Here is a 20,519-nt window from a genome sequence, read left to right on the forward strand (position 1 = left end):
TGCCCCCTTATAATGCGAGAGAATAGGCTTTCATTGTATGAGTTAATGACTCGATTAGTTTGGTTCTATGAGAGTGAAATTCTTGGTCGTTTTGATTGTAAAGAGAGGTGAATGAAATAAAGAAATAATCAAAAACAAGAGAAGCTTTTTTATCTCCATCATATTCAATAAATTTTTTTAAGATGAGGGTAGCAATGGTGATATAATCTTCTATATTTAATGAGGATACATATAAGGTTTCTTTTTCGGAAAAGTAATCAATTTTTGCTTGAACTTCCAAAACACTAATAAGAGTCAAATAGTAGTTTGCATTATGGTATTCAGATGGATGGTTCAAAGAGAAAAAGCTATTGTGAATAAATTTTCGTTTGGTTTCAAGTAAGAAATTAATATTCATAAGACCTAATAACCTTTTTCCATCGAGTAAAAGGGATTGTGGTTGACTTAAACAATCTTGTAGGATGTGCATTTTCAATTTTTCGTCAATAACTGCTTCCAAGGAACCTTTAATCTTTTTTCTTACTATGGGGTCGTGAAATAGATGAATTAAAGTATTTGTTTTATCTTTGTAATAGTTTTGGTAATTCACTACTTTTGAAGGAGCTCCTTTCATAACAACAAATGGAAACACTGACTTTTCTACTCGTAGCTGATTGAGTAAGTGCTGTGTGAGTTTTAGTTCTTCATTTAATTCTTGAGTAATAACAGGAATCATACGCACTCTCCTTATAGATATATTGTTTATTTTTATATTATTTATAAATATATCTATAATTTACCATATAGACTAGGGTGGCGCAATACTGTTTTGGGGATTTGTAGCATATTTTAGGATTGTAAATGAGGGTAATCTTCAAGTGAGTAGACAATTACTTTAGTATGGAAAAGGGTCTAGAATGAAAAGAGCAAGCTCTTAATAAAGAACTTGCTTGAGTGAAAGTTTGAATGTTTACAGATAGCCAAATTGATCAGAGGCAGATTGTTTATTCTTCAACTTTACAACATTTTGATTATTTCTTTCAGCTGCTTTTTCATTTTGATATTGGTCAAATTGGTATCCATCAAGTGGATTATCGGCAAAAATTTGCTCTAAAATCATTTGCACAGGCTGGGTTCTTGTTTTTCCCGTGTTAATTAGATTATCAACAGGAAACCCTTGTGATGCACTATGCTCCATTATTTGAAACAAAATGGTTTGGAGTGCATCTGCTTGTTGTTTATATTTGTTTTTTTGTTCTTTTTCTTCTTCCAATTGTTTCTCTAATTTATGCATTCTCTTAAAATACTTTTTGGCTTTCACTTCGTTTATTCTTAAACTATTAATCAACTTTTGCTTGTCTTTTTTGTTGCCAGTATATAATTTATGCACTGCATCTTCTGTATCAATCAACTCTCCTGAATCTTCTGTTTCATCATTTTTCAAAACAGGCTCTGTGTTAATGGAGTTCACTTTTTCAATAAGTTTTTTACCTTGATAATCCCACTTTCTCCAATAATCGTAGCTTGGTTTCTTCGGAAGAAAAGGGTATTTCCCCAAATCATAATTTTCAGCAACATATTCAAACACTTGACGTGGTTTCACTTTCCCTTTGACTTTCATATCTTTTTTAAATTGATGGATAATCTCCAAGATTTTATCTTCATCAAACTCATTTTCAAACCCTCTAGGCATTGTAATCAACCTTTCTTTGTTCAATAGTGGCAAGTTCAAGGTATTCTTGAACGGCTTGTTTGAATTGTTTCGCTTGAATCGTTAAATCTCGATTTAAATCAATATTTAAATCATCCACATCTTCGGCTTTGTTGTATTGGCTAATAATATATTTGTGAATTTCAATAATGGTAGAAACAACATCTTTAATATGGTTGTAGGCATTTTCAACTTTTTTAATAATCACTTCTCGCTTCTCACGATACTCATTAATCGATATCCCCCAGTCATCACACAAAGGACAATCATTTACTTTACATCGTTGTAAAGGGTCTTTACAAAAGCCAAGGTCTAGTTTTTTATTCTTTGTTTGACCAGAAGAAGAGGTGGCACGAACAAACTTATCTTTGATGAGCTGTTCTAACCCAAAATGTTCCGTAAAAGCATTTCTCATATTATGATTTTTAGTCTCATCCTCGTCTTTAAAGGTAGAAAAGCTTTTTTTATAAGAAAATTTATTCATTAGCTGTAAGATTTCGATATCAATTAAAAACTGTTCGTGGCTATGATAATGGTATTGGCTATTTAATTTTAGGTGTCCACCTAATCGGGCAATTTCAACAGGATTATAGCCCAATTTCATTAGGTTAATGAAAGCAAAATGGCGTGTGTCACCTGGTCTAATTTTATAAGTGAAGTCATAATGATCGTTCAAGATTTGAGTACTCTCATCGAAAGTTTCCCTAGGTCGTACGGTCAAGCCAAACTTTTTTTCTATGACAAGTTCATAAAAACGGTCAATATCTTGATAAAGATTGACCAGGCTATATTTAGAATCATTAAGCTTTACTTTGGCATTTGTCCGATTAAAAACCGCTTCATACGTTTGTTTATTGGCTTTAGAAGATAATAGGGTTTCTGACTCTCCATATTTCTTTGTGTTATCAATATAAGCTTGGATGGCTTTCCCTAAATCATTCGAGATTTTAACAGTATCAATCAACTGTATGCGATTCACATTTCTTTTTTTGCTTCCTTTTTTATTGGAACGTGGTAGTTTGATATGAAATTGGTTATTTTTCTCCTTCAACCCATCTCTTTTGATTCCACATAACTCAAAAGGGCGAAGCGGGATTTTATTGCTTAAGTTCCACCATAAATAAATGGGAAAAAAGTAAAGATATTCTGGAGAATTTGGTGATAACGCTCCAAAATATTCATCTAGTTTTTGATTAAAGAGAAATACATCTTTCGGATTTGGTAAGGTACGAACATTAAACTGCAAACCCATTTCTTCTTTTAGTTCTAATAATAAATTTGAATATACATTATTGGAATCGAGGTCTTGATAGTAGTCCAAGAAATTGAGAGCGCCAATACAAGTAATAAAAGCGTTATGTTTTGTTTTTTCATTGAGTTGATTAATTTTTTCCTTCGCTTCTGTTAACACTTTTTGATCAGGGTTAAAGCATTGGGAATACTCAATAAAGCGGTGTAAACATCGAAAATACCGAACAACACTATACAATTCTACCCGTTGTAATAAATGAGCAATCCAACATTTCACGACTTGAACAAACTCAAATTTCTCCTCTTTGTTCAAATGAGGTACAAATTGTATGCTTGTCTTTATTTTTTCAAATTTAAAAAACGTGCGATTTACTCCATCTAGATAAGCAACTCCCCAAATATCCGAATCAAATTGGCAGTGATTTAGAGGCTGCTTATTGAGTTCTTCAAGGAATATTTTAGCGCTTTCGATACTTTCGTCTAAATCAAAGGATAAGTCAGCATACTCGTTTAATAAGACAATATCTTCGTCTCTTAATGCGATACTCATTGGAAAACATCCCTTTCTTCTATGGTTAAATATTCCTTAAAGCCTGGTATTCGAGAGAATCTTTGGTTGATGCCATCAATGCCTCCAGTAATAAATCGGTCAACTCGTTCACGTCCAAACTTTTGAATGGCAAACTTTAATAATTCCCTCTCAATAAACAATTGATTAGCTAACCTTGTTTTCTCACCTTCAAGAGGGGTTGTCTCAAAAAATCGTTCAAACTCACTTAATTTATAATGAATTCGGTGATTGATAGAAGAAAGGGTATGAATGTTCGGTACATTTAAAGCACACCCCTCACAGGCTCTGGTTCCAAATGGACAATTTTCTTCTCCCACCAAACACTGAAAATCTTCTGATTTGGAAGGGGAAAGCCCCAATTTTAGCAAGGTATGTTTTAATTTTAATTCTTCTATCGGCATTTCATTGATAATATCGGAAACGATATTTCTTTCTTCGTAAATGCAGTTTAAAAATCCAGCCAAACCTTCTAATTTTTCGATAGTATATTGTTCTTTTAGCAATGCCACTTGATGTAGTTGTTTGGACTTATCTTCTTTATCTTTTTGGAATAATAGGGTTGTAGCTGAATCATAAACAAACCCAAAATTGTCAAGACTAAATAAATGCTCTGAAATCTCATCCACTTTATCTGGTGGAACTTCTAAATAAATATTGGTAATTTCAATATCAGAGTGGCTTCGTAAAAATTTCACCAATTCAACAGGATTTCGCTTGGTTAACTGCCCCACAACAGAAACCATATAAGACATTAGAGTACGATTGGTTTTAAGACCCCTAAAAATAAAATTCCCTTCAGAATCAAAAGATTGGAAGAAAGCATTATGATTGTAGGTATAAATACTATGCTTATGCACAAGTGCAAATAAACGATCACTTAATGGATGCATTTCTCTTTGTATCACGGTAGAAATTAAGACAGCATAAGCGAACGGTTGCATTAACTCATCTGAAATCGTAAAATAGCGCTTGGCATTCGTTTTTCCGTGTCGATAGGGAAGACCACGATAATAATCAGCAATGAAAATGGTATCATCTTGGCTTAATTCATTTTCTTTTAGCCATTCTAAACTTATATGAGGGAAGAAACTCTCAGGAAGTTTTGGAAAGGCAAGTACGTCATCACTTCGCCAAGCGTTGTTTAATAAAATCGTGGCATAAGTCCACATATTGGCATAATTAATGATGGGCTTTTCTCCACGCATTTCTTTTTGAGCTGCTTCAATGGCTTTTTCTTTGTGTAAAGGTATATTTTTAACAAAGTCTAATAATTGAAAGAATTCATCAATGGTGTAAATCGTTTTATCTTGAACACCGATTTTGTGTTTAGGATTTGGGATGTCTTTTATGTCATAGCCTAGTTTTGAAATTCCAGCTTGACGACAAACTTCAGTAAGGTTAAATATAAAGCTAAACAATCTTAATTGCCAACCTAAAGGAACAGCTTCTTCAAATAACCCCAAAAGAATGGCTTTTGTCGAAAATTTAAATATATCTTTTTGGTGACAAAATTTCGAAAGTAGGTCGGTTATGTTAACAAAAAGAATTATGGTAGATTTAAATTTCTTTTCTTCTTGATTCGCTTTATTAATAGACCTCCGAACAAAATCCATCCAATGAAAACGGGTGAATTCACTTGTATCAGAAAATTTGATTCCGAAATAATCAATGAGTTCTAAATAAGCTTGGTAGGGATTGCTGTGCAGATACTTATCAAAGGTTTCAGCTTTTTTCATATCATCTTTTATTTTTTGAATCCAATCTTGAACTGGTTGTTTGGAAATAAGGGTTTCATTATAAGTGTAATCATAATCTTCGCCCTTTATTTTACAAATAACAGGGAAGGGGTAAAGTATCTCGTCTTGGTCCTCCATTAATTTTGGTGTTAGTTGTCTTCTTCCCCCTGTTAATTCTTTTATATCAGCATACGTATAATAATGTTGTTTGATTTTATGAAGTAAATCTTGCTGAATCTTTTTTAAATAAAGAAGTTGTTCTTCGTGAAAGTATTTGTCTATCTTCAGCGTGATAAAGGGTACGATATTATATTCTTCAAATAGCTTTTCTTTTTTATCTCGACCTAAACCAAGTTCCTGAACGATTTCATCGCCTGTATATAGTTTATTCGGTTGCTTGTTTACACGTTTAATATATTCTAGTAGTATATCGACATCATTCTTTAATAGAAAGGTATAGTTTAACCTATTTCCAAAAGATACATAATTTATCCCGATAAGATTACATTTTTCCTTAATGGCATTAATCTTTTTATTTCGTTCAGATGCAAAGTCTTTAATCAATTCAACAAATTGTTCAAAAGAAATATGTTCTTCCAAAAAAGTGTCTATCTTTTTCTTGGAATATAGTATTTCCCCATTCACTTCTTCTCCAAAATAATGTTTAAAGTCTATTACTTCTTGTTTATGAGGGTTTTTTCTTGAAGTCAAAGCCCAAGATAAAGTACAATTTTCTACGTTAAACAAATACATAACGGCTCTAGTTAAAGGCATATCATTATGCTCCATAAATATCACCCCTCCATTTACTCAATTGTGTATCAGAAAATTCCGATGTGATTTTTCTGTTTGGTGCTTTGTCAAAAGCAACTCTTACAACGTTTAAAGCATCCGTTAATGTTTCTTGTACAGTTCTTTCTTCAATATAGTCGAGTAAAGAATTTAAGTTTGAATCCCCACGAGCAAGTGCGACTTCTGAAATGCTTAGTCCTGCATCAAAGCAAAAATGTGTAAATACCCCTCTTGTCAAATGAGTGGACCAATCAATATCAGATAATTTTTGGTAGGTGCTAATTCTACCTTCATCCAAAATTTTCTTTAAAAAGGCTTGTTTTACTTTATTGAACTGATACCAATAGCTATTGCCTGAAATAGGTTGTCCTGTTCGGGAAGACAAAAGTAGTGCGTGTTTATTTTTTAGTTTGCCTTTTTGTTCAAGTAATTTTAGTTTGGCTATTTGTTCTTTATACGCATATTCAAGTGTTGAATTCCAAAAAAGTGATTGATATCTTCGTATTTTCACTTGTTCACTTTTGGAGTTTTTCTTGTGTAGAAAGAGCAATTCCTGATTATCATCCACATCTAGATATTTTCCTTGTGGTCTTGTTAGAAGTGAATGTCTGGTTAAGTTTACAACTTCACCTCTTCTTAGTCCTCCAAAAAACTGAAAGCAGATTCCTAAGTAAATATCTTCTGCTACGTCCATTGCTACATCTAAGAATTCTTTGACTAATTTTGCTCTGTCTTTCCCAAAATCTGATAGTTTTTCTGTTATTTTATCTTGGGTAGGGGGATAGATAGTATCAAGTTCCCCATTATCAAACATATCTCCAAGTATTGTAAGTTCTTTTTCGTATCGGTTCCCATCAATATAAGAAGAATATTTATTAACTTGATAAAATACTTTGATATCTTCTTCTAATAAGTTTTCTTCTTTTAGCCAAGCATAGAATTTATTAAGATGTTTTACTTTTGACATAACATAGGACCCTTTCAATTCTCCTTCTCTTGATTGAATGGAAAGGTCTGATATAAAGAGGGAACCGTGTTTCAAAGTTAATCCTTTTATTCCTTTCTCTTTTAATGGAAGAAACTCGTCAATTTCTTCCTCCACCATATCCCTACAATAGTTTAAAAATTGACATATAGTGTAGGCTGGATTTGATTGTGAACTAACACTTCCACTTTTTTTTCTTCTATAATTACTTCGTATAAAATTGGTTAGAGGGGAGGGGAAAACTATATTTCTTTCTATGTCCTCCACCCCAATGCCAACACTATCTATTGTATAAATTTTATTATTTATGACTTGGTAGGTGGGGTATTCTCTAACTACATATCTATAATTATTCATTTGTCATTTCCCCCTAATTCAATAAAAGTGTATAATGTATAAAGATTGTATATTGTATAAATAGTGAAATATCTTGTTTTTCCCATATTAATACGTAATTGGGATTAACGTCAATCATTATTTTTATTAGTGTTGAGAGGTGTTTTTATAGTTGAATTTATATTTATTCCTAAAGTATCGAATACAACCACCTTGTCATTGTTTCTTCCAATTTTATGTAGCTGACGGAAAATTATCATGTCAATTATATCAACGTTCCGCTGATATTTTTCTTGGTGTGCCTTTTAATATTGCTTCATATGCATTACTAGTTCATATGGTTGCACAAGTAACAAACCTTGAAGTAGGGGACTTTGTTCATACACTAGGTGATGCACATATTTATTCGAATCATATCGAACAAGTGAAGGAGCAATTAACTCGAGAGCCGAGAAAATTACCGAAGCTTGTCATGAATAAGGAAATTAAAAATATTTTTGATTTTAAATTTGAAGATTTTACAATTGAGGATTATCAACCACACCCACACATTAAAGGAGCTGTTAGCGTTTGATTTCTTTACTTGTCGCAATGGATAATCATCGGCTAATAGGGCGGGATAACAAACTTCCTTGGCACCTTCCTAAAGATTTAGCTTACTTTAAAAGAGTGACAATGAACCGTAAAATTGTCATGGGAAGAAAAACATTCGAATCAATTGGTAAACCTTTACCTGGCAGAGACAATTATGTTTTAACAAGAGATAAAAGTCTTGTGATAGAAGGGTGTACTATACTCCATTCTATAAGCGAAATATGCGAGCTATCTGCAGGAACAGATGAAGAAATTTTTGTCATTGGAGGCGCAGAAATTTTTGAAGAAATCCTCCCAATAAGTGAGCGGCTATATATAACACATATCTATCATCAATTCGAGGGGGATACGTTCTTCCCAAAGGTAAACGATGATGAATGGGAACTCATATCACGTGAACACGGTCAACGTGATGAAAAAAACCCTTACGATTTCGATTTTGTTGTGTACGAAAGAAGAAATAATATAAACGCTTAAATAGAGTAAATGAAAAATAAACCGGGTGACCAAAAGGTGTATCAGAGCCTTTTGAGTCACCCGGTTTACGTTAGAGATAGCACTATATATTAATTAAGGAAGTAAATAGAAAAATACTGAAAAGAAATGTAAGATACTACCTGCTAATACAAACATATGCCATATTGCATGGTGGTATTTAAATCCCCTCCATACATAAAAGACAGCTCCGATCGTATATAGTAATCCGCCGATGACTAATAAGACAACACCTGGAGTAGGGACATTTTCAATAATGTGATTCCAGGCAAATACTATTAACCATCCCATAATGACATACATAATCGTTGAGAAGAATAGATATTTTTTTACAAAGAAGGCTTTAAAGACTGTACCTCCTATTGCTAGAGTCCATACGATACCAAACAGTGTCCAGCCTACCCATCCATTAACAGCAATAAATAAAAAAGGTGTATATGTGCCTGCAATAAAGAAGTAAATTGCTGAATGGTCGAGTATTTCAAAAAAGTCTTTCGCCTTCCCAGCAGGAAAGCTATGAACGAGTGTTGATGCTGTATATAATAAAAGCATTGTTATCCCGAATACTGTAAAGCTTACTACATGCCATACAGTACCATATAGTGAAGAATAAACTACTAACATCACTAATGCGACTAAACTTAAAATTCCTCCAATTCCATGTGTCACGGAATTAGCTATTTCTTCACCTTTAGAAAATGTATGTGTGTTTGCCATGGTATACTCCTTTCGTTTTTAAAAATAACTTATTTAATTTTATCTTTTAGTGATAATAGAAAATCAAGACCTTCTAGAGTAATTTTAGTGCCTGCTCTACCTCTTCCTTTTGTCACATATTGATGTTTTTCGAGGAAATCAAGACGATGCCTCACTTGTTGTGTTGTTAACGGTGTAGGTAGTGATTTACTGTTTTCAGAGATTGATCGTCTACTAGCAGGTTCTCCTTTTTCATTTTGTTGTTTAATTTCATTTAGGATAAAGGCATATTCTAGTTTATCCATCATTGTTAATTGTATAGGAGCAATATTTACATTTTTCTTCTTTTTATGCTGGTCTACTGGCAGCTTTTCGTTCATCCATTGAGGTAAGTCGTGTATTTGGATTGACCGTCCATCACTTACTGTTACCATATAGTGAACAACATTTTTTATTTCGCGAATGTTACCTGGCCAATCATATTCACATAAGCTTTCTTCAACCGCTGGGTCTAGACGAAGAGTAGGATTTAATTTGTTAAGGAATTGATGTACATATAATGGTATGTCTTCTTTCATATCCTTGATTTCTGGTAATTGGATCGAAAGTACATTTAACCTATAATGTAAATCGCTTCTGAAACGTTCATCTAACTCAAGGGGTTTTGTTGTAGAAGAGATAATTCGAACATTTGAAGAAATAGTAGGGCTATGCTCACTTTTTCTCCAAAACTTATTATCAATCAGATTGACAAGTCTTGATTGTATTCGACTTGGTAATTCTCCAACGTTATTTAAGTAAAGTGTACCGTTATTTGCTTGTTCTAGAAGACAAGGAGCGGTATCATCTGGTTTTCCAAACAGTGATTGCTCTAATAAATTCACATCCTGTTCATGGCAATCAACTGTTACAAATGAACTGTTTCGTCGATTTGATTCATGATGAATTGCAATTGCAAATAAATTTTTTCCTGTACCTGTAGCACCTTGTATTAATATAGGAAATTCTGTATGAGAAATTTTCTTTGCGATCCGTTTATTTTCTATTATTAAATGATGGTTCCCAATGATATCATCAAAATGACTAGAAGTTTCTTTGTTTATTTGCTTTTGTAGTTCATTACTATAGCTCGTCAAAGCCAGACCCCCTCTTATTCCATAATTTATTATAACACCCAATTGGAACTAATAACAACCAATTAAGAAAAATAGTTATAAATCTGCGAATATTAAATTTTTATTAAAGTTTTTGAGTATTCCTTTATATTTTGAATATTCATGATATAATTTTCTATTAACAAGCAATTGAAAGGGTCGTGACCATGAAACAAACTATCGATGAAGTAAAAAATGTACATGTAGAGGATATTCTAAAAGCACATCATTTGTTAAAAGATGTTGTAACACATACACCGCTTCAAAAGAACGAACAGTTGTCAGAGAAGTATAATTGCAATGTTTATTTAAAAAGAGAAGACCTGCAGATTGTACGCTCCTTTAAAATACGCGGAGCTTTTAATAAGGTTAAACAGCTTACAGAAACTCAAACGAAGAATGGTATTGTTTGTGCGAGTGCTGGTAATCATGCTCAAGGTGTTGCATATTCTTGTAGGCAGCTTAAAATCCACGGTAAGATTTTTATGCCATCAACTACACCGCGACAAAAGGTAACACAAGTAGAACTTTTCGGTAAAGAGTTCGTTGATATTATCTTAATTGGAGATACTTTCGATGATGCATACCAAAAAGCTGTTGAATGTTGTGAGGCTGAAGGGCGTACATTTATCCACCCATTTGATGATGTTGATGTCATTGCGGGACAAGGAACTGTTGCTGTAGAAGTCATGAATGATACGGACGTGAAGATTGACTATGTTATAGCAAGTGTAGGTGGTGGCGGTCTTATTTCTGGACTAGGTGTATACTTTAATAGCATATCTCCGGATACAAAAGTAATCGGTGTAGAACCTGAAGGTGCACCATCATTATATAAATCAAAGATTGAAGATAGTGTCGTTGAATTAGATGAAATTGATAAATTTGTAGATGGTGCAGCGGTTAAAAGAGTTGGTGACAAGACATTCTCTATTTGTAAAGATGTCGTTGATGAGGTTCACCTAATACCTGAAGGGAAAGTATGTACAACGATACTGGAGTTGTATAATGAAAACGCCATTGTTGTCGAACCAGCTGGTGCATTGAGCATTGCTTCATTAGATTTTCTTAAAGGTCAAATTAAAGGGAAAAATGTTGTTTGTATAGTAAGCGGAGGAAATAACGATATTGGCAGAATGCAAGAAATTAAAGAACGTTCAATGATTTATGAAGGTTTACAACATTATTTCATCGTTAATTTCCCCCAAAGAGCCGGTGCATTGAGAGAGTTTTTAGATGAGGTGCTTGGACCAAATGATGATATAAATCGTTTTGAGTATACAAAAAAGAATAACAAAGATAACGGTCCTGCACTCGTTGGGATCGAATTAAAGCACAAAAATGATTATGATCCGTTACTCGAAAGAATGAAGAAAAAAGGTTTCTTTTATACAGAAGTGAATAAAGATAGCAACCTTTTCCATTTGTTAATTTAGCTTTTGTTACAACAATGGAAACAATTTATGGGACTATTTCCTTCTAGGAACAACCGTTTAGAATGCTACCTTCTAAACGGTTGTTCCTTTTATGTGTTACTAAAATGTGTACTACTTACTAATTGGAACTGATATGATTTGAACTTTACATGTTCCTTAAAACTAGACATGCTCAGCACTTATTTGGCTACCCGTGAGGCTCGTGCGGCAAAATGCCCTAGAGAAATAATTAAGTTGTAGTGGGTAAAGAGTTTACAAAAGCGGCTAAATTTGATACAAAAAGGTGTATTTTATTGTATTAAAAGACGTTTTGTAATTGAAAATAATAACGTGTTCACAAACAAGTGCGTATTTTCATCTTATTTTTGATTGAAACGTAAAGAATAGACGGTATAATTAAGGGTAATATTTTAGGGATGTGATTAACCTGGGTAATGTAAAAATAGTAACAGATTCAACAATTGATATGAAACAGGATTATATTGATAAATATGGTATTACTGTAGTTCCGTTATCTATCACAATCGATAATCAAACTTTTACGGATGGAATTGATATCAAACCGGATGAGTTTCTACGGTTAATGAAAAACTCAGAAGAACTTCCAAAAAGTTCACAACCTTCCACTGGAAAGTTCCTTGAAGTATATGATGAACTAGGGAAAAATGGTGACTCGGTCATTTCAATACATATGACTAGTGGTATGAGTGGTACAGTTCAATCAGCAGAAGGTGCTTCACAGATGACAAAGACAGATGTATCAGTTGTCGATTCGATGTTTATCTCGAAAGCATTAGGATTTCAAGTACTTGAAGCGGCAAAAATGGCGCAACAGGGATTTGATAAGGAAACAATATTAAACAGAATAGAAGAAATTCGTAAGAACACAAACTTATATATAATGGTGGACACACTTGAGAATTTAGCAAAGGGCGGAAGAATTGGCAAAGGAAAGGCGTTAATTGGTTCTTTACTTAACGTAAAACCAATAGCGAGCCTACAAGGTGGAGTGTATACACCAGTGGGTAAAGTCAGAAGTCATGCACAGGGTGTAAAATATTTAGCGAAGCAATTTGCTGAGGATATAAAAGGAAAGACAGTGAAAGCCGTAGGGATAGCTCATGCTGATGCATTCGAATTAGCATCAAAGCTAAAACATGCGATACAAGATACAACACCTCATTGCCAAATTGATATATCATTTACAACCCCTGTTATTTCGACACATACAGGACCAGGTGCAATTGGTTTTATGTTTTTTGCAGAATAAGAAAAATAAGAACAGTTATGAGTTTGTTAAAATGGTTAACTATTTTTACTCATGAGATTAAAAATGGGTAAGGCTAGTTAACCTTTTCATGTGTAGATGATGTGATGGCACATAAAAATAGGGAATTTGATGCAATGATTGGATAGTTTTTACATATAATGCATGTAAGGAAATGATATTTTGCTGACATGTTTTTTCTAATCAATTGTTTATTCAACTATCATCTATTTGCATTACCTTTCTTTCTTTTGTTCTATATATTTGATAAAATTTTTACTAATATATTGTAGAGTTATAACAAGCAAAGGGTGAATACTTCTTGATGAGTATAAAGAAAAATAAGTTATTTATATTTATAATGATTATCACAATGGTTGGATTAACTGCATGTAGCACCTCCGCGCCAATTTCTAATCCTCTTAACTACGAAGTACAATCTTTTCAATATAATAATCAAGATGGTGAGACTGTTTCCTTAAGTGAGTTAAAGGGTACCGTTTGGTTAGCAAATTTTGTTTTTACAAATTGTGAAACCGTATGTCCTCCTATGACAGCTCACATGAAGGAGCTGCAAAATAAAATGAAAGCTGAAGGCTTAAATGCTAAAATTATTTCATTTAGTGTCGACCCGGAGGTTGATACACCAGAAAAGATTAAGGAATTTACAAAGACCTATGATATTTCTTTTGATGATTGGGAGTTTCTAACAGGATATACTCAAGAGGAGATTGAAAACTTCGCAAAAAAAAGTTTTAAAGCATTAGTGAAAAAGCCAAATAATCATGACCAAGTCATGCACAAAACAAGTTTTTATTTAGTTGATCAAAATGGAGTAGTAATGAGAGATTATAGTGGAGCAGTTGAAACTCCATACGATGAGATTATCTCGGATATTAAATTATTATTGAAATGATTTTTACCTAAAGAGATTCCAAATTGGAATCTTTTTTACTAACAAATTATGAACTTATAATGATATAATTTGTCCTTACACTATTGATAGGGTGATGTTATGTTCAGAAAGCTTACGTCAATTGTAGTCCTTTGTTTACTTGTTACTGGATGTATGGCGGATCACACATCTAATGTTTCTTCTAAATCGCTCACAAAGCTTGAGAAGGAACAACCAGCAGAGACTTTTATCCCTAAAACATTACATGTTGTGGCGATTGGTGATTCACTTACAAAAGGTGTTGGTGATGAGACAAACCAAGGTGGATATATTGGAAAGTTAATAAACCAAATGGATGAACGTAAAGAAATAAAAGATATTGTATTAAACAATTATGGGATTAAAGGACATAAAACTAGTAATCTACAAAAAAAATTAAAGGAAAATCAAGTTGTAAATCATTTAAAAAAAGCAGATTTAATCTTTGTGACGATTGGTGGTAATGATTTAATGAATGTCGTCAAAAAGAATATATTCTCCTTAGATTATGGACCTTTTCGAGAGGGCCAAAAAACGTATGAGAATAACTTAAAAGATATCATCAATACAATTAGAGAAAATAATACAGAAGCTAACATTGTGTTAATAGGTCTCTATAATCCTTTTAAGTACATGCTGCCAGAATTATCTGAGATAGATACGATAATCTCTGAATGGAATACTGCTTCACAACAAATAATAAATCATGATGGTCATAGCGTATTTGTATCCGTTGAGGATATTTTCACTACAACTGATGAAATATTGTTATCTGATGACCAATTTCATCCAAATAGAAAAGGATATGAATTAATAGCTGATAGAGTATTAGAGGAATTGGAAAACGAACAAGTAATTACTGCTATACCGTAAGAAAGAGGGATGTTTATTGAAAAAATGGAAATACGCATTTTGGATTATTGTCTCACTTAATTTCCTAGTGGTAATATTACTGGGAGGATTTCTGCTTTTACCGTCTGACCGCCAAACAAAAAGTATGGATATTTCTCATCAAAAAAATGAAGAGGAATCTGTACCATTTCTTATTAGTAGTAACAAAGAGTCCTTAACTACCCTTATAAATCATTATTTAACAAAGGAAACTGACCAAGAAAACTTAAAGTATTATGTTGAGTTAGATGAACATGTGAATGTATACGGTACAATTCAAGCATTTAGTAAAGAAATCAATATGCAGTTAATCTTGAATCCTATTGTCAGTAAAGAAGGTAATATAAAATTAAAAGTTATAGAACTTTCAATTGGTCAATTAAAACTACCATTATCATATGTTTTGAAATATATGCAGTCTCATTATGATTTACCTGAATATGTAATCATTAAACCAAATGATAAAGAGATTGATATCCAACTTGATGAATTACAACTTAAAAATGGATTTAGAGCTAAGGCAGAGCGTTTTCAACTAGAAACAGATGATATAATGTTTACCTTATATGTACCTTTACCATAATGTAAAGAGAACGGACGAAAAATTCTGAATAAAGGCGAATATTGTAGTGCTAGTCAATAAATTGAAAAGATAAACAATATATAGAGTTGACGGTTCGGTGAATATAGGTAAAAATATAGTAATAACAACTACTAATTATATTGGATATTGTTTCTCATTTTTGATTTAGGATTGTTATACAGATTAATATTGTTCGAAATGAAGTAGTAATTTCTATTGGTGTCATCTTTTTTGAAGATTTATTTCAATTTCATTATTCAAATTAATATTCATGATTTGAATTAAGTCAATTTGGAATACAGCTATATACATGAAATGTTTTTTTGAAATTTATTACTTGTGAAATATTGCTAACTATAAAGAAAAGGATGTAGATGTAGGAGGACGTAATCGTGAAAAATAAAATTGTTATCTTTGGGTTTGTTGCTATATTAATATCATTATACTTTGGTGGAATAGCATATCAAGAGTTCATATCTGAAAATATGGACCAAGTCTATATAAATATAGGGTACTGTACATTATTTTTAAGTATTGCAGTATATATGTGGCACATTAAGGATGAAAAGCAAAAAAATAATAGTTAAAAATGAGAGGATTATTTCCTCTCATTTTTATGATGGGGAATAAGAACATCAAATACATGATGAATGTTATTGATGTTCTATTCTTCCATTATGTAGATGCATCTGTATAGAACTGTGCATCTAAATTAATTTACTAATTTATTCAGCTTTTTCTTCAGTTGTTTCTTCTTCAGTGTTTTCCTCTTCAGCATTTTCTTCAGTTTCTTCAGTGTTTGTTTCTTCTTGATCAGTTTCTTCAGCGTTGTTACATGCAGCCATTAAGAATACAGCAAGTAATGATGCTCCTACTTTCAATAATAAACTTTTGTTCATTGTTTTTTCCTCCCATGTAACGAATAGTGATCACTTTAGAACCAGCTGGTTCACTCTAATAATAATTGAAAAAAGGCAACTGTATACACTTTTTACAAAAAATGTACATAAGATTTATATTTTTAAAAATATCTAAAAATTTGGTTAATAAAGTTTACAGTAAGTTATTGAAAGATAGGTCATTCGTATGTTTCCTCAAAATAGAGCTAGTCTTTAGTCATTCATTGTGAAAAAACATACAAGCATACAAAAACGAATTTAGTGAAAATGAATATGGATGAATTTTGAAGTTATGTATATACTAAAATACGGAGTGTAATTTCGATAATGCTTGTCTTATTAAAAAGCACTTTTCTAAAAACTTGTTGCTTTTAGCATAGGCTTTATCAAAGGTTGGGTTGGAGCTGACCTGAGAGACTCCTGCGGGATGCGTGGAGAGGTGAGACTCCCACAGGTTACGCCGAGGAGTATGAAGAGCATAGGCGGCTTGCCCACCGACGTACAACTATCTAAAAAGCAGTCTGAAGTTGAAAGATTTTGAAATGGTTTAATGTAACAACCTAAATCCACAGGGTAAAAGAACATAAAAATTGAGAAATAAACACTTTTTTGTTACGCTATCAAATATAGTCGTTATGAATAAGAACTCGGAGGGTGGATAATGGAGCGGTTTACTCAACATGTAGGTGATAATATGATTTCATACTTAGATCAAGGTATTGGTGATTGTGTTGTATTAATTCACGGCTTTTGTGGGGATCATAATTATTGGAAGTATATTGTTCCACACCTTATAAAAAAAAATAGAGTTCTAACAATTGATTTAAGAGGCCATGGTCACTCAAGTACACCTAAGGATACATGTGACATAACGGAAATGGCAGATGATATTGCAAAAGTATTACAGTCATTAAACATACAACGTGCTACTTTAATTGGTCATTCTTTAGGAGGCTATATAAGTTTAGCATTTGCTGAAAAGTATTCTGACATGTTATCTGGTTTAGCATTAGTTCATTCGACCGCATATCCAGATTCGAATGAGGCAAAAGAAAATCGTGACAAAGGAATTGAAAATATAAAAAGAAGTGGAATCGTTCCTTTTGTAAATGAACTAATTCCAAAATTATTTGCTAATGAAAACGTATCAGAGCTTGCTTATCATGTTAATGAAGTGAAAAAAATTGGTTATAAGACGTCCGATTTTGGTGCGATAGGGGCTTTAAATGCCATGAAAAATCGCAGAGATCGTAACGATATATTAAAAAACATGAGGATTCCTATACTATTAGTAGCAGGCAGAGAGGATAATTTACTTCCAATCGAACGTGTCTTTTCTACTGAAAATAAAATGATTACTCAAGTAGTGATTGAAAACTGTGGGCATATGTCTATGCTCGAACAACCAGATATACTAATAAAGGCGATACAAGATTTGATTCATAGAATAGAAATTAAGAGATAAATTGAATATCTAACTAGAAAGAGGGTGGTTCAAACGTTTCTTCCCCTAACATCTAGATGTATAAGAAAGATATACTTATCATCTAGGTATTTATGGTGGGATATAATGATTGAATCATCCTCTTTTTCATTACAATATTGAAGGTGACTTTTATTGGTGCAATTGCGCATGTTTAATGAATGATAGTTCTTCTTCAATAAGTCCACAAATTCCACACTGGATTTTATAGTTTGGCCCTCTATATGGAACATGAAGTGGACCTAATGCTAATTGGTCAAGTTCCTCTAATATTTCACCTGTTTGTGGATTTAGTTTTACCGATTTTGCATGCTGTTCGATAATGTTGAAGCGGGACCTATTTGTTTTGCAATTTGGACATAAGTAAGGTGTAGACAACTGTATATAACCTCCAAGATGTATAAGAATTATTAAATTGTGCTATTTTTAATTATTATTTTGCTAAAAAATAATAATTATACATCTATTGAGATTGAGTAATAATATGAATTTATTACTTGTATAATATTCACCTCGGTTAACCTAACCCATTGGCTGACTTCTAGAGGTGAAGTGAGGTTCGGTTGCCACAAATCCTCACTTCACCCAATTAATTACAGGGTACATCTAACGTCTACCCAATCTGATGGACAACTATATCTGAATTAAAATTCGATTGGATTAGTGTTTATTCCTTTATTAATTTTTTAAACAGATAAATAAAATTCTCTATCTCATCATCGTTAAAATCCTTAAACTTACCTAATAAGAAGTCTGTTTTCTTTTTCTCGAATAATTCTAACTTATTTCTACCTTCTTCTGTAATGTGGAGATTCACAATTCTTCTGTCTTTATCAGAACGTATTCTTTCAATCCACTTTTTATCAATTAAGGAATCCGTTATAGCAGTAATATGTGATGCTGAAACATTTAACATTTTAGATAAATCTACAGATTTCTTTGAACCATTTTCATATAGTGCTCTTAGTATAAAAAATTCGTTTCTCGACATTTCATTTTCATACACAGTATTCATTTCATTTCTCAATACTTTATACACATACCGCATTAATGATTCTAACTCATACATGTTTTCTAATCGGTTTTTCAAGCTTACTCCTCCGAATTTTCAATTTTTTATGTGATATTTTCGATTTATCAATTGTTTTGTAAGTGAACTATTTAGCTTCTATTAAGACTAAGGAATGTTCACTAAAGTGTCAAGTCGTTTTAATAAATTGTCAAAAGCGCTAAGACTGATTACTTTTAATGTTTTCTACGAATGCTATATAATATAGATAGATTCAAGTAGGAGGAATATCAAATGAATAATGAAAAAGTAGAATTGGCGACCTTTGCTGGCGGTTGTTTTTGGTGTATGGTTCAACCGTTTGATGAACTTCCAGGGATTGAAGGAATCGTTTCCGGGTATACCGGTGGTACGAAGGAGAACCCTACATATGAAGAAGTTTGTTCTGAAACAACTGGGCATTATGAGGCGGTACAGATAACATTTCGGCCAGATATTTTTCCGTATGAAAAACTTCTTGAGCTTTATTGGCAGCAAATCGACCCAACTGACGCAGGTGGTCAATTTTTTGACCGTGGTGAATCATATCGAACAGCAATTTTTTATCATAATGAGCAACAGCGAATACTTGCAGAGGAATCTAAACAACAATTAGCTGATAGTGGACGTTTCTCTAAACCAATCGTGACGATGATTTTACCAGCAAAGCCATTTTATAAAGCAGAGGAATACCATCAAGATTTTTATAGAAAGAGCACTGCTAGATATAAACAATACCGTGCTGGCTCTGGAAGAGATAAATTCATTGAAGTTAATTGGAAAAAGCAGCCTTCATTAAAAGCTTCCTTAACTCCTATTCAATATGAGGTAACTCAAAATAACGGTACGGAACCACCTTTTCATAATGAATATTGGGATTATGAAGAGGATGGGATATATGTTGATATCGTATCAGGGAAACCATTATTTAGTTCAAAAGATAAATATGATGCAGGGTGCGGGTGGCCTAGTTTCACTAGACCTATACAAGAACATGAAGTGATTGAAAAGCTCGATACTTCTCATGGAATGGTAAGGACAGAGGTTAGGAGTAAAACAGCTGACTCGCATTTAGGTCATGTATTTAATGATGGTCCAGGACCATCAAGACTCCGTTATTGTATTAATTCTGCTGCACTAAAGTTTATCCCGAAGGAAGACTTAGAAAAAGAAGGGTATGGCAAGTATAAAGTGCTTTTTGATTAATGATGGTATGCATGTTGTACTTTAAATTGTTCATTTATTGACATTTCGTTTAATGGTAGATATAAGTATGGACACTTTGGTAATCATACTTGGTACAACACAAGTTGCTTTAACAGTGAAACATTGAAAAACCAAAAATACCTTATGATAAAACCTAAGAATAATTAGACAAAAATCATGATGAATAGGCATTTTGCCCAAACCATTCACCTAGCAGTTACATAATGTAAAGAGAAATCTAAATTAGAATTCAAGGAGTGAATGAAATGCATCATTGCTACTATGATCATCATTGTGGATATTCTTACGGTAACGTAGGGAATGGAGCTGGAAATAGCTTTGTATTGATAGTTGTTCTATTCATCTTATTAATCATTGTTGGTGCAGCATACGTACGCTAACCTTAAATGAGCCCCATTACAGGGCTCATTTCAGATTGTCGACAAAAGGGGTTCGGAATGGTTTCATTCCG

20 protein-coding genes and 1 pseudogene are annotated in these 20,519 nt (G+C 32.8%); 11 read left to right on the forward strand and 10 right to left on the reverse strand.

Annotation, left to right across the window (positions count from 1 at the left end; all coding sequences use genetic code 11):
- Positions 1-7: 7 nt before the first annotated feature.
- From J2S19_RS00545 to J2S19_RS00565, 5 genes are all read right to left on the reverse strand, one after another.
- On the reverse strand, positions 8-715 hold the full coding sequence (locus tag J2S19_RS00545; protein WP_307335605.1) for a hypothetical protein: 708 nt from the start codon (positions 713-715) through the stop codon (positions 8-10).
- Between the two features lie 234 nt (positions 716-949).
- Positions 950-1,672: a hypothetical protein gene (locus J2S19_RS00550; protein WP_307335606.1), complete on the reverse strand. Its 723-nt coding sequence runs from the start codon at positions 1,670-1,672 to the stop codon at positions 950-952.
- Positions 1,665-3,491: a site-specific integrase gene (locus J2S19_RS00555; RefSeq protein WP_307335607.1), complete on the reverse strand. Its 1,827-nt coding sequence runs from the start codon at positions 3,489-3,491 to the stop codon at positions 1,665-1,667. Before J2S19_RS00555 ends, J2S19_RS00550 begins: the two co-directional genes overlap by 8 nt.
- Positions 3,488-6,037, reverse strand: a complete 2,550-nt coding sequence (locus tag J2S19_RS00560) for a hypothetical protein (protein WP_307335608.1) — start codon at positions 6,035-6,037, stop codon at positions 3,488-3,490. The genes J2S19_RS00555 and J2S19_RS00560 overlap by 4 nt, the downstream gene beginning before the upstream one ends.
- Positions 6,027-7,382, reverse strand: a complete 1,356-nt coding sequence (locus J2S19_RS00565; protein WP_307335609.1) for a site-specific integrase — start codon at positions 7,380-7,382, stop codon at positions 6,027-6,029. Before J2S19_RS00565 ends, J2S19_RS00560 begins: the two co-directional genes overlap by 11 nt.
- Positions 7,383-7,569: 187 nt before the next feature.
- Between J2S19_RS00565 and thyA the strand changes: the two are divergent.
- Together thyA and J2S19_RS00575 are read left to right on the forward strand one after the other, a co-directional pair.
- A pseudogene (thyA, locus tag J2S19_RS00570) lies at positions 7,570-7,935 on the forward strand (thymidylate synthase); the annotation flags it as partial.
- Positions 7,932-8,432, forward strand: a complete 501-nt coding sequence (locus tag J2S19_RS00575; RefSeq protein WP_307335611.1) for a dihydrofolate reductase — start codon at positions 7,932-7,934, stop codon at positions 8,430-8,432. The pseudogene thyA and the gene J2S19_RS00575, both read left to right, overlap by 4 nt.
- A gap of 93 nt (positions 8,433-8,525) precedes the next feature.
- Here J2S19_RS00575 and trhA read toward each other — a convergent pair whose 3' ends face one another.
- Positions 8,526-9,167 carry a PAQR family membrane homeostasis protein TrhA gene (trhA, locus tag J2S19_RS00580; RefSeq protein WP_307335613.1) on the reverse strand — a complete coding sequence of 214 codons (642 nt, stop codon included), beginning with the start codon at positions 9,165-9,167 and terminating at the stop codon, positions 8,526-8,528.
- A gap of 29 nt (positions 9,168-9,196) precedes the next feature.
- Positions 9,197-10,282, reverse strand: a complete 1,086-nt coding sequence (locus J2S19_RS00585) for a sigma 54-interacting transcriptional regulator (RefSeq protein WP_307335615.1) — start codon at positions 10,280-10,282, stop codon at positions 9,197-9,199.
- A 185-nt stretch (positions 10,283-10,467) separates the two neighbouring features.
- On the opposite strand from J2S19_RS00585, the gene ilvA reads away from it, so the two are divergent.
- The 6 genes from ilvA to ypmT all read left to right on the forward strand — a co-directional run bounded on the left by ilvA (position 10,468) and on the right by ypmT (position 15,998).
- On the forward strand, positions 10,468-11,736 hold the full coding sequence (gene ilvA, locus J2S19_RS00590; RefSeq protein WP_307335617.1) for a threonine ammonia-lyase IlvA: 1,269 nt from the start codon (positions 10,468-10,470) through the stop codon (positions 11,734-11,736).
- 427 nt (positions 11,737-12,163) lie between these two features.
- Positions 12,164-13,006: a DegV family protein gene (locus tag J2S19_RS00595; protein ID WP_307336562.1), complete on the forward strand. Its 843-nt coding sequence runs from the start codon at positions 12,164-12,166 to the stop codon at positions 13,004-13,006.
- A 322-nt stretch (positions 13,007-13,328) separates the two neighbouring features.
- Positions 13,329-13,919 (forward strand): SCO family protein, encoded by a 591-nt coding sequence (locus tag J2S19_RS00600; protein WP_307335619.1) that lies wholly within the window; start codon positions 13,329-13,331, stop codon positions 13,917-13,919.
- 99 nt (positions 13,920-14,018) lie between these two features.
- Positions 14,019-14,810: an SGNH/GDSL hydrolase family protein gene (locus J2S19_RS00605; RefSeq protein WP_307335621.1), complete on the forward strand. Its 792-nt coding sequence runs from the start codon at positions 14,019-14,021 to the stop codon at positions 14,808-14,810.
- Between the two features lie 16 nt (positions 14,811-14,826).
- Positions 14,827-15,411 carry a YpmS family protein gene (locus J2S19_RS00610; RefSeq protein WP_307335622.1) on the forward strand — a complete coding sequence of 195 codons (585 nt, stop codon included), beginning with the start codon at positions 14,827-14,829 and terminating at the stop codon, positions 15,409-15,411.
- Positions 15,412-15,803: 392 nt separating this feature from the next.
- Positions 15,804-15,998, forward strand: a complete 195-nt coding sequence (gene ypmT, locus J2S19_RS00615; protein WP_307335624.1) for a protein YpmT — start codon at positions 15,804-15,806, stop codon at positions 15,996-15,998.
- Between the two features lie 138 nt (positions 15,999-16,136).
- On the opposite strand, the gene J2S19_RS00620 is transcribed toward ypmT, so the two are convergent.
- Complete coding sequence (locus J2S19_RS00620) at positions 16,137-16,310, reverse strand: hypothetical protein (RefSeq protein ID WP_307335627.1); 174 nt, start codon at positions 16,308-16,310, stop codon at positions 16,137-16,139.
- A 661-nt stretch (positions 16,311-16,971) separates the two neighbouring features.
- Between J2S19_RS00620 and J2S19_RS00625 the strand changes: the two genes are divergently transcribed.
- Positions 16,972-17,775, forward strand: a complete 804-nt coding sequence (locus J2S19_RS00625) for an alpha/beta fold hydrolase (protein ID WP_307335630.1) — start codon at positions 16,972-16,974, stop codon at positions 17,773-17,775.
- Positions 17,776-17,925: 150 nt separating this feature from the next.
- Here J2S19_RS00625 and J2S19_RS00630 read toward each other — a convergent pair whose 3' ends face one another.
- Both J2S19_RS00630 and J2S19_RS00635 read right to left on the reverse strand, forming a co-directional pair.
- A complete protein-coding gene (locus J2S19_RS00630; RefSeq protein ID WP_307335633.1) occupies positions 17,926-18,171 on the reverse strand; it encodes a DNA alkylation repair protein in 246 nt (81 codons plus the stop codon).
- 289 nt (positions 18,172-18,460) lie between these two features.
- Entirely contained in the window at positions 18,461-18,883 is a 423-nt protein-coding gene (locus J2S19_RS00635; protein WP_307335636.1) for a MarR family winged helix-turn-helix transcriptional regulator, read from the reverse strand.
- A 213-nt stretch (positions 18,884-19,096) separates the two neighbouring features.
- Between J2S19_RS00635 and msrB the strand changes: the two genes are divergently transcribed.
- Together msrB and J2S19_RS00645 are read left to right on the forward strand one after the other, a co-directional pair.
- Positions 19,097-20,047: a peptide-methionine (R)-S-oxide reductase MsrB gene (msrB, locus tag J2S19_RS00640; RefSeq protein WP_307335639.1), complete on the forward strand. Its 951-nt coding sequence runs from the start codon at positions 19,097-19,099 to the stop codon at positions 20,045-20,047.
- A 266-nt stretch (positions 20,048-20,313) separates the two neighbouring features.
- A complete protein-coding gene (locus J2S19_RS00645; protein WP_307335642.1) occupies positions 20,314-20,448 on the forward strand; it encodes a YjcZ family sporulation protein in 135 nt (44 codons plus the stop codon).
- The last annotated feature ends 71 nt before the right edge of the window (positions 20,449-20,519 follow it).

It is taken from the genome of Metabacillus malikii, from assembly GCF_030813355.1.
Classification (GTDB): Bacteria; Bacillota; Bacilli; order Bacillales; family Bacillaceae; genus Metabacillus; species Metabacillus malikii.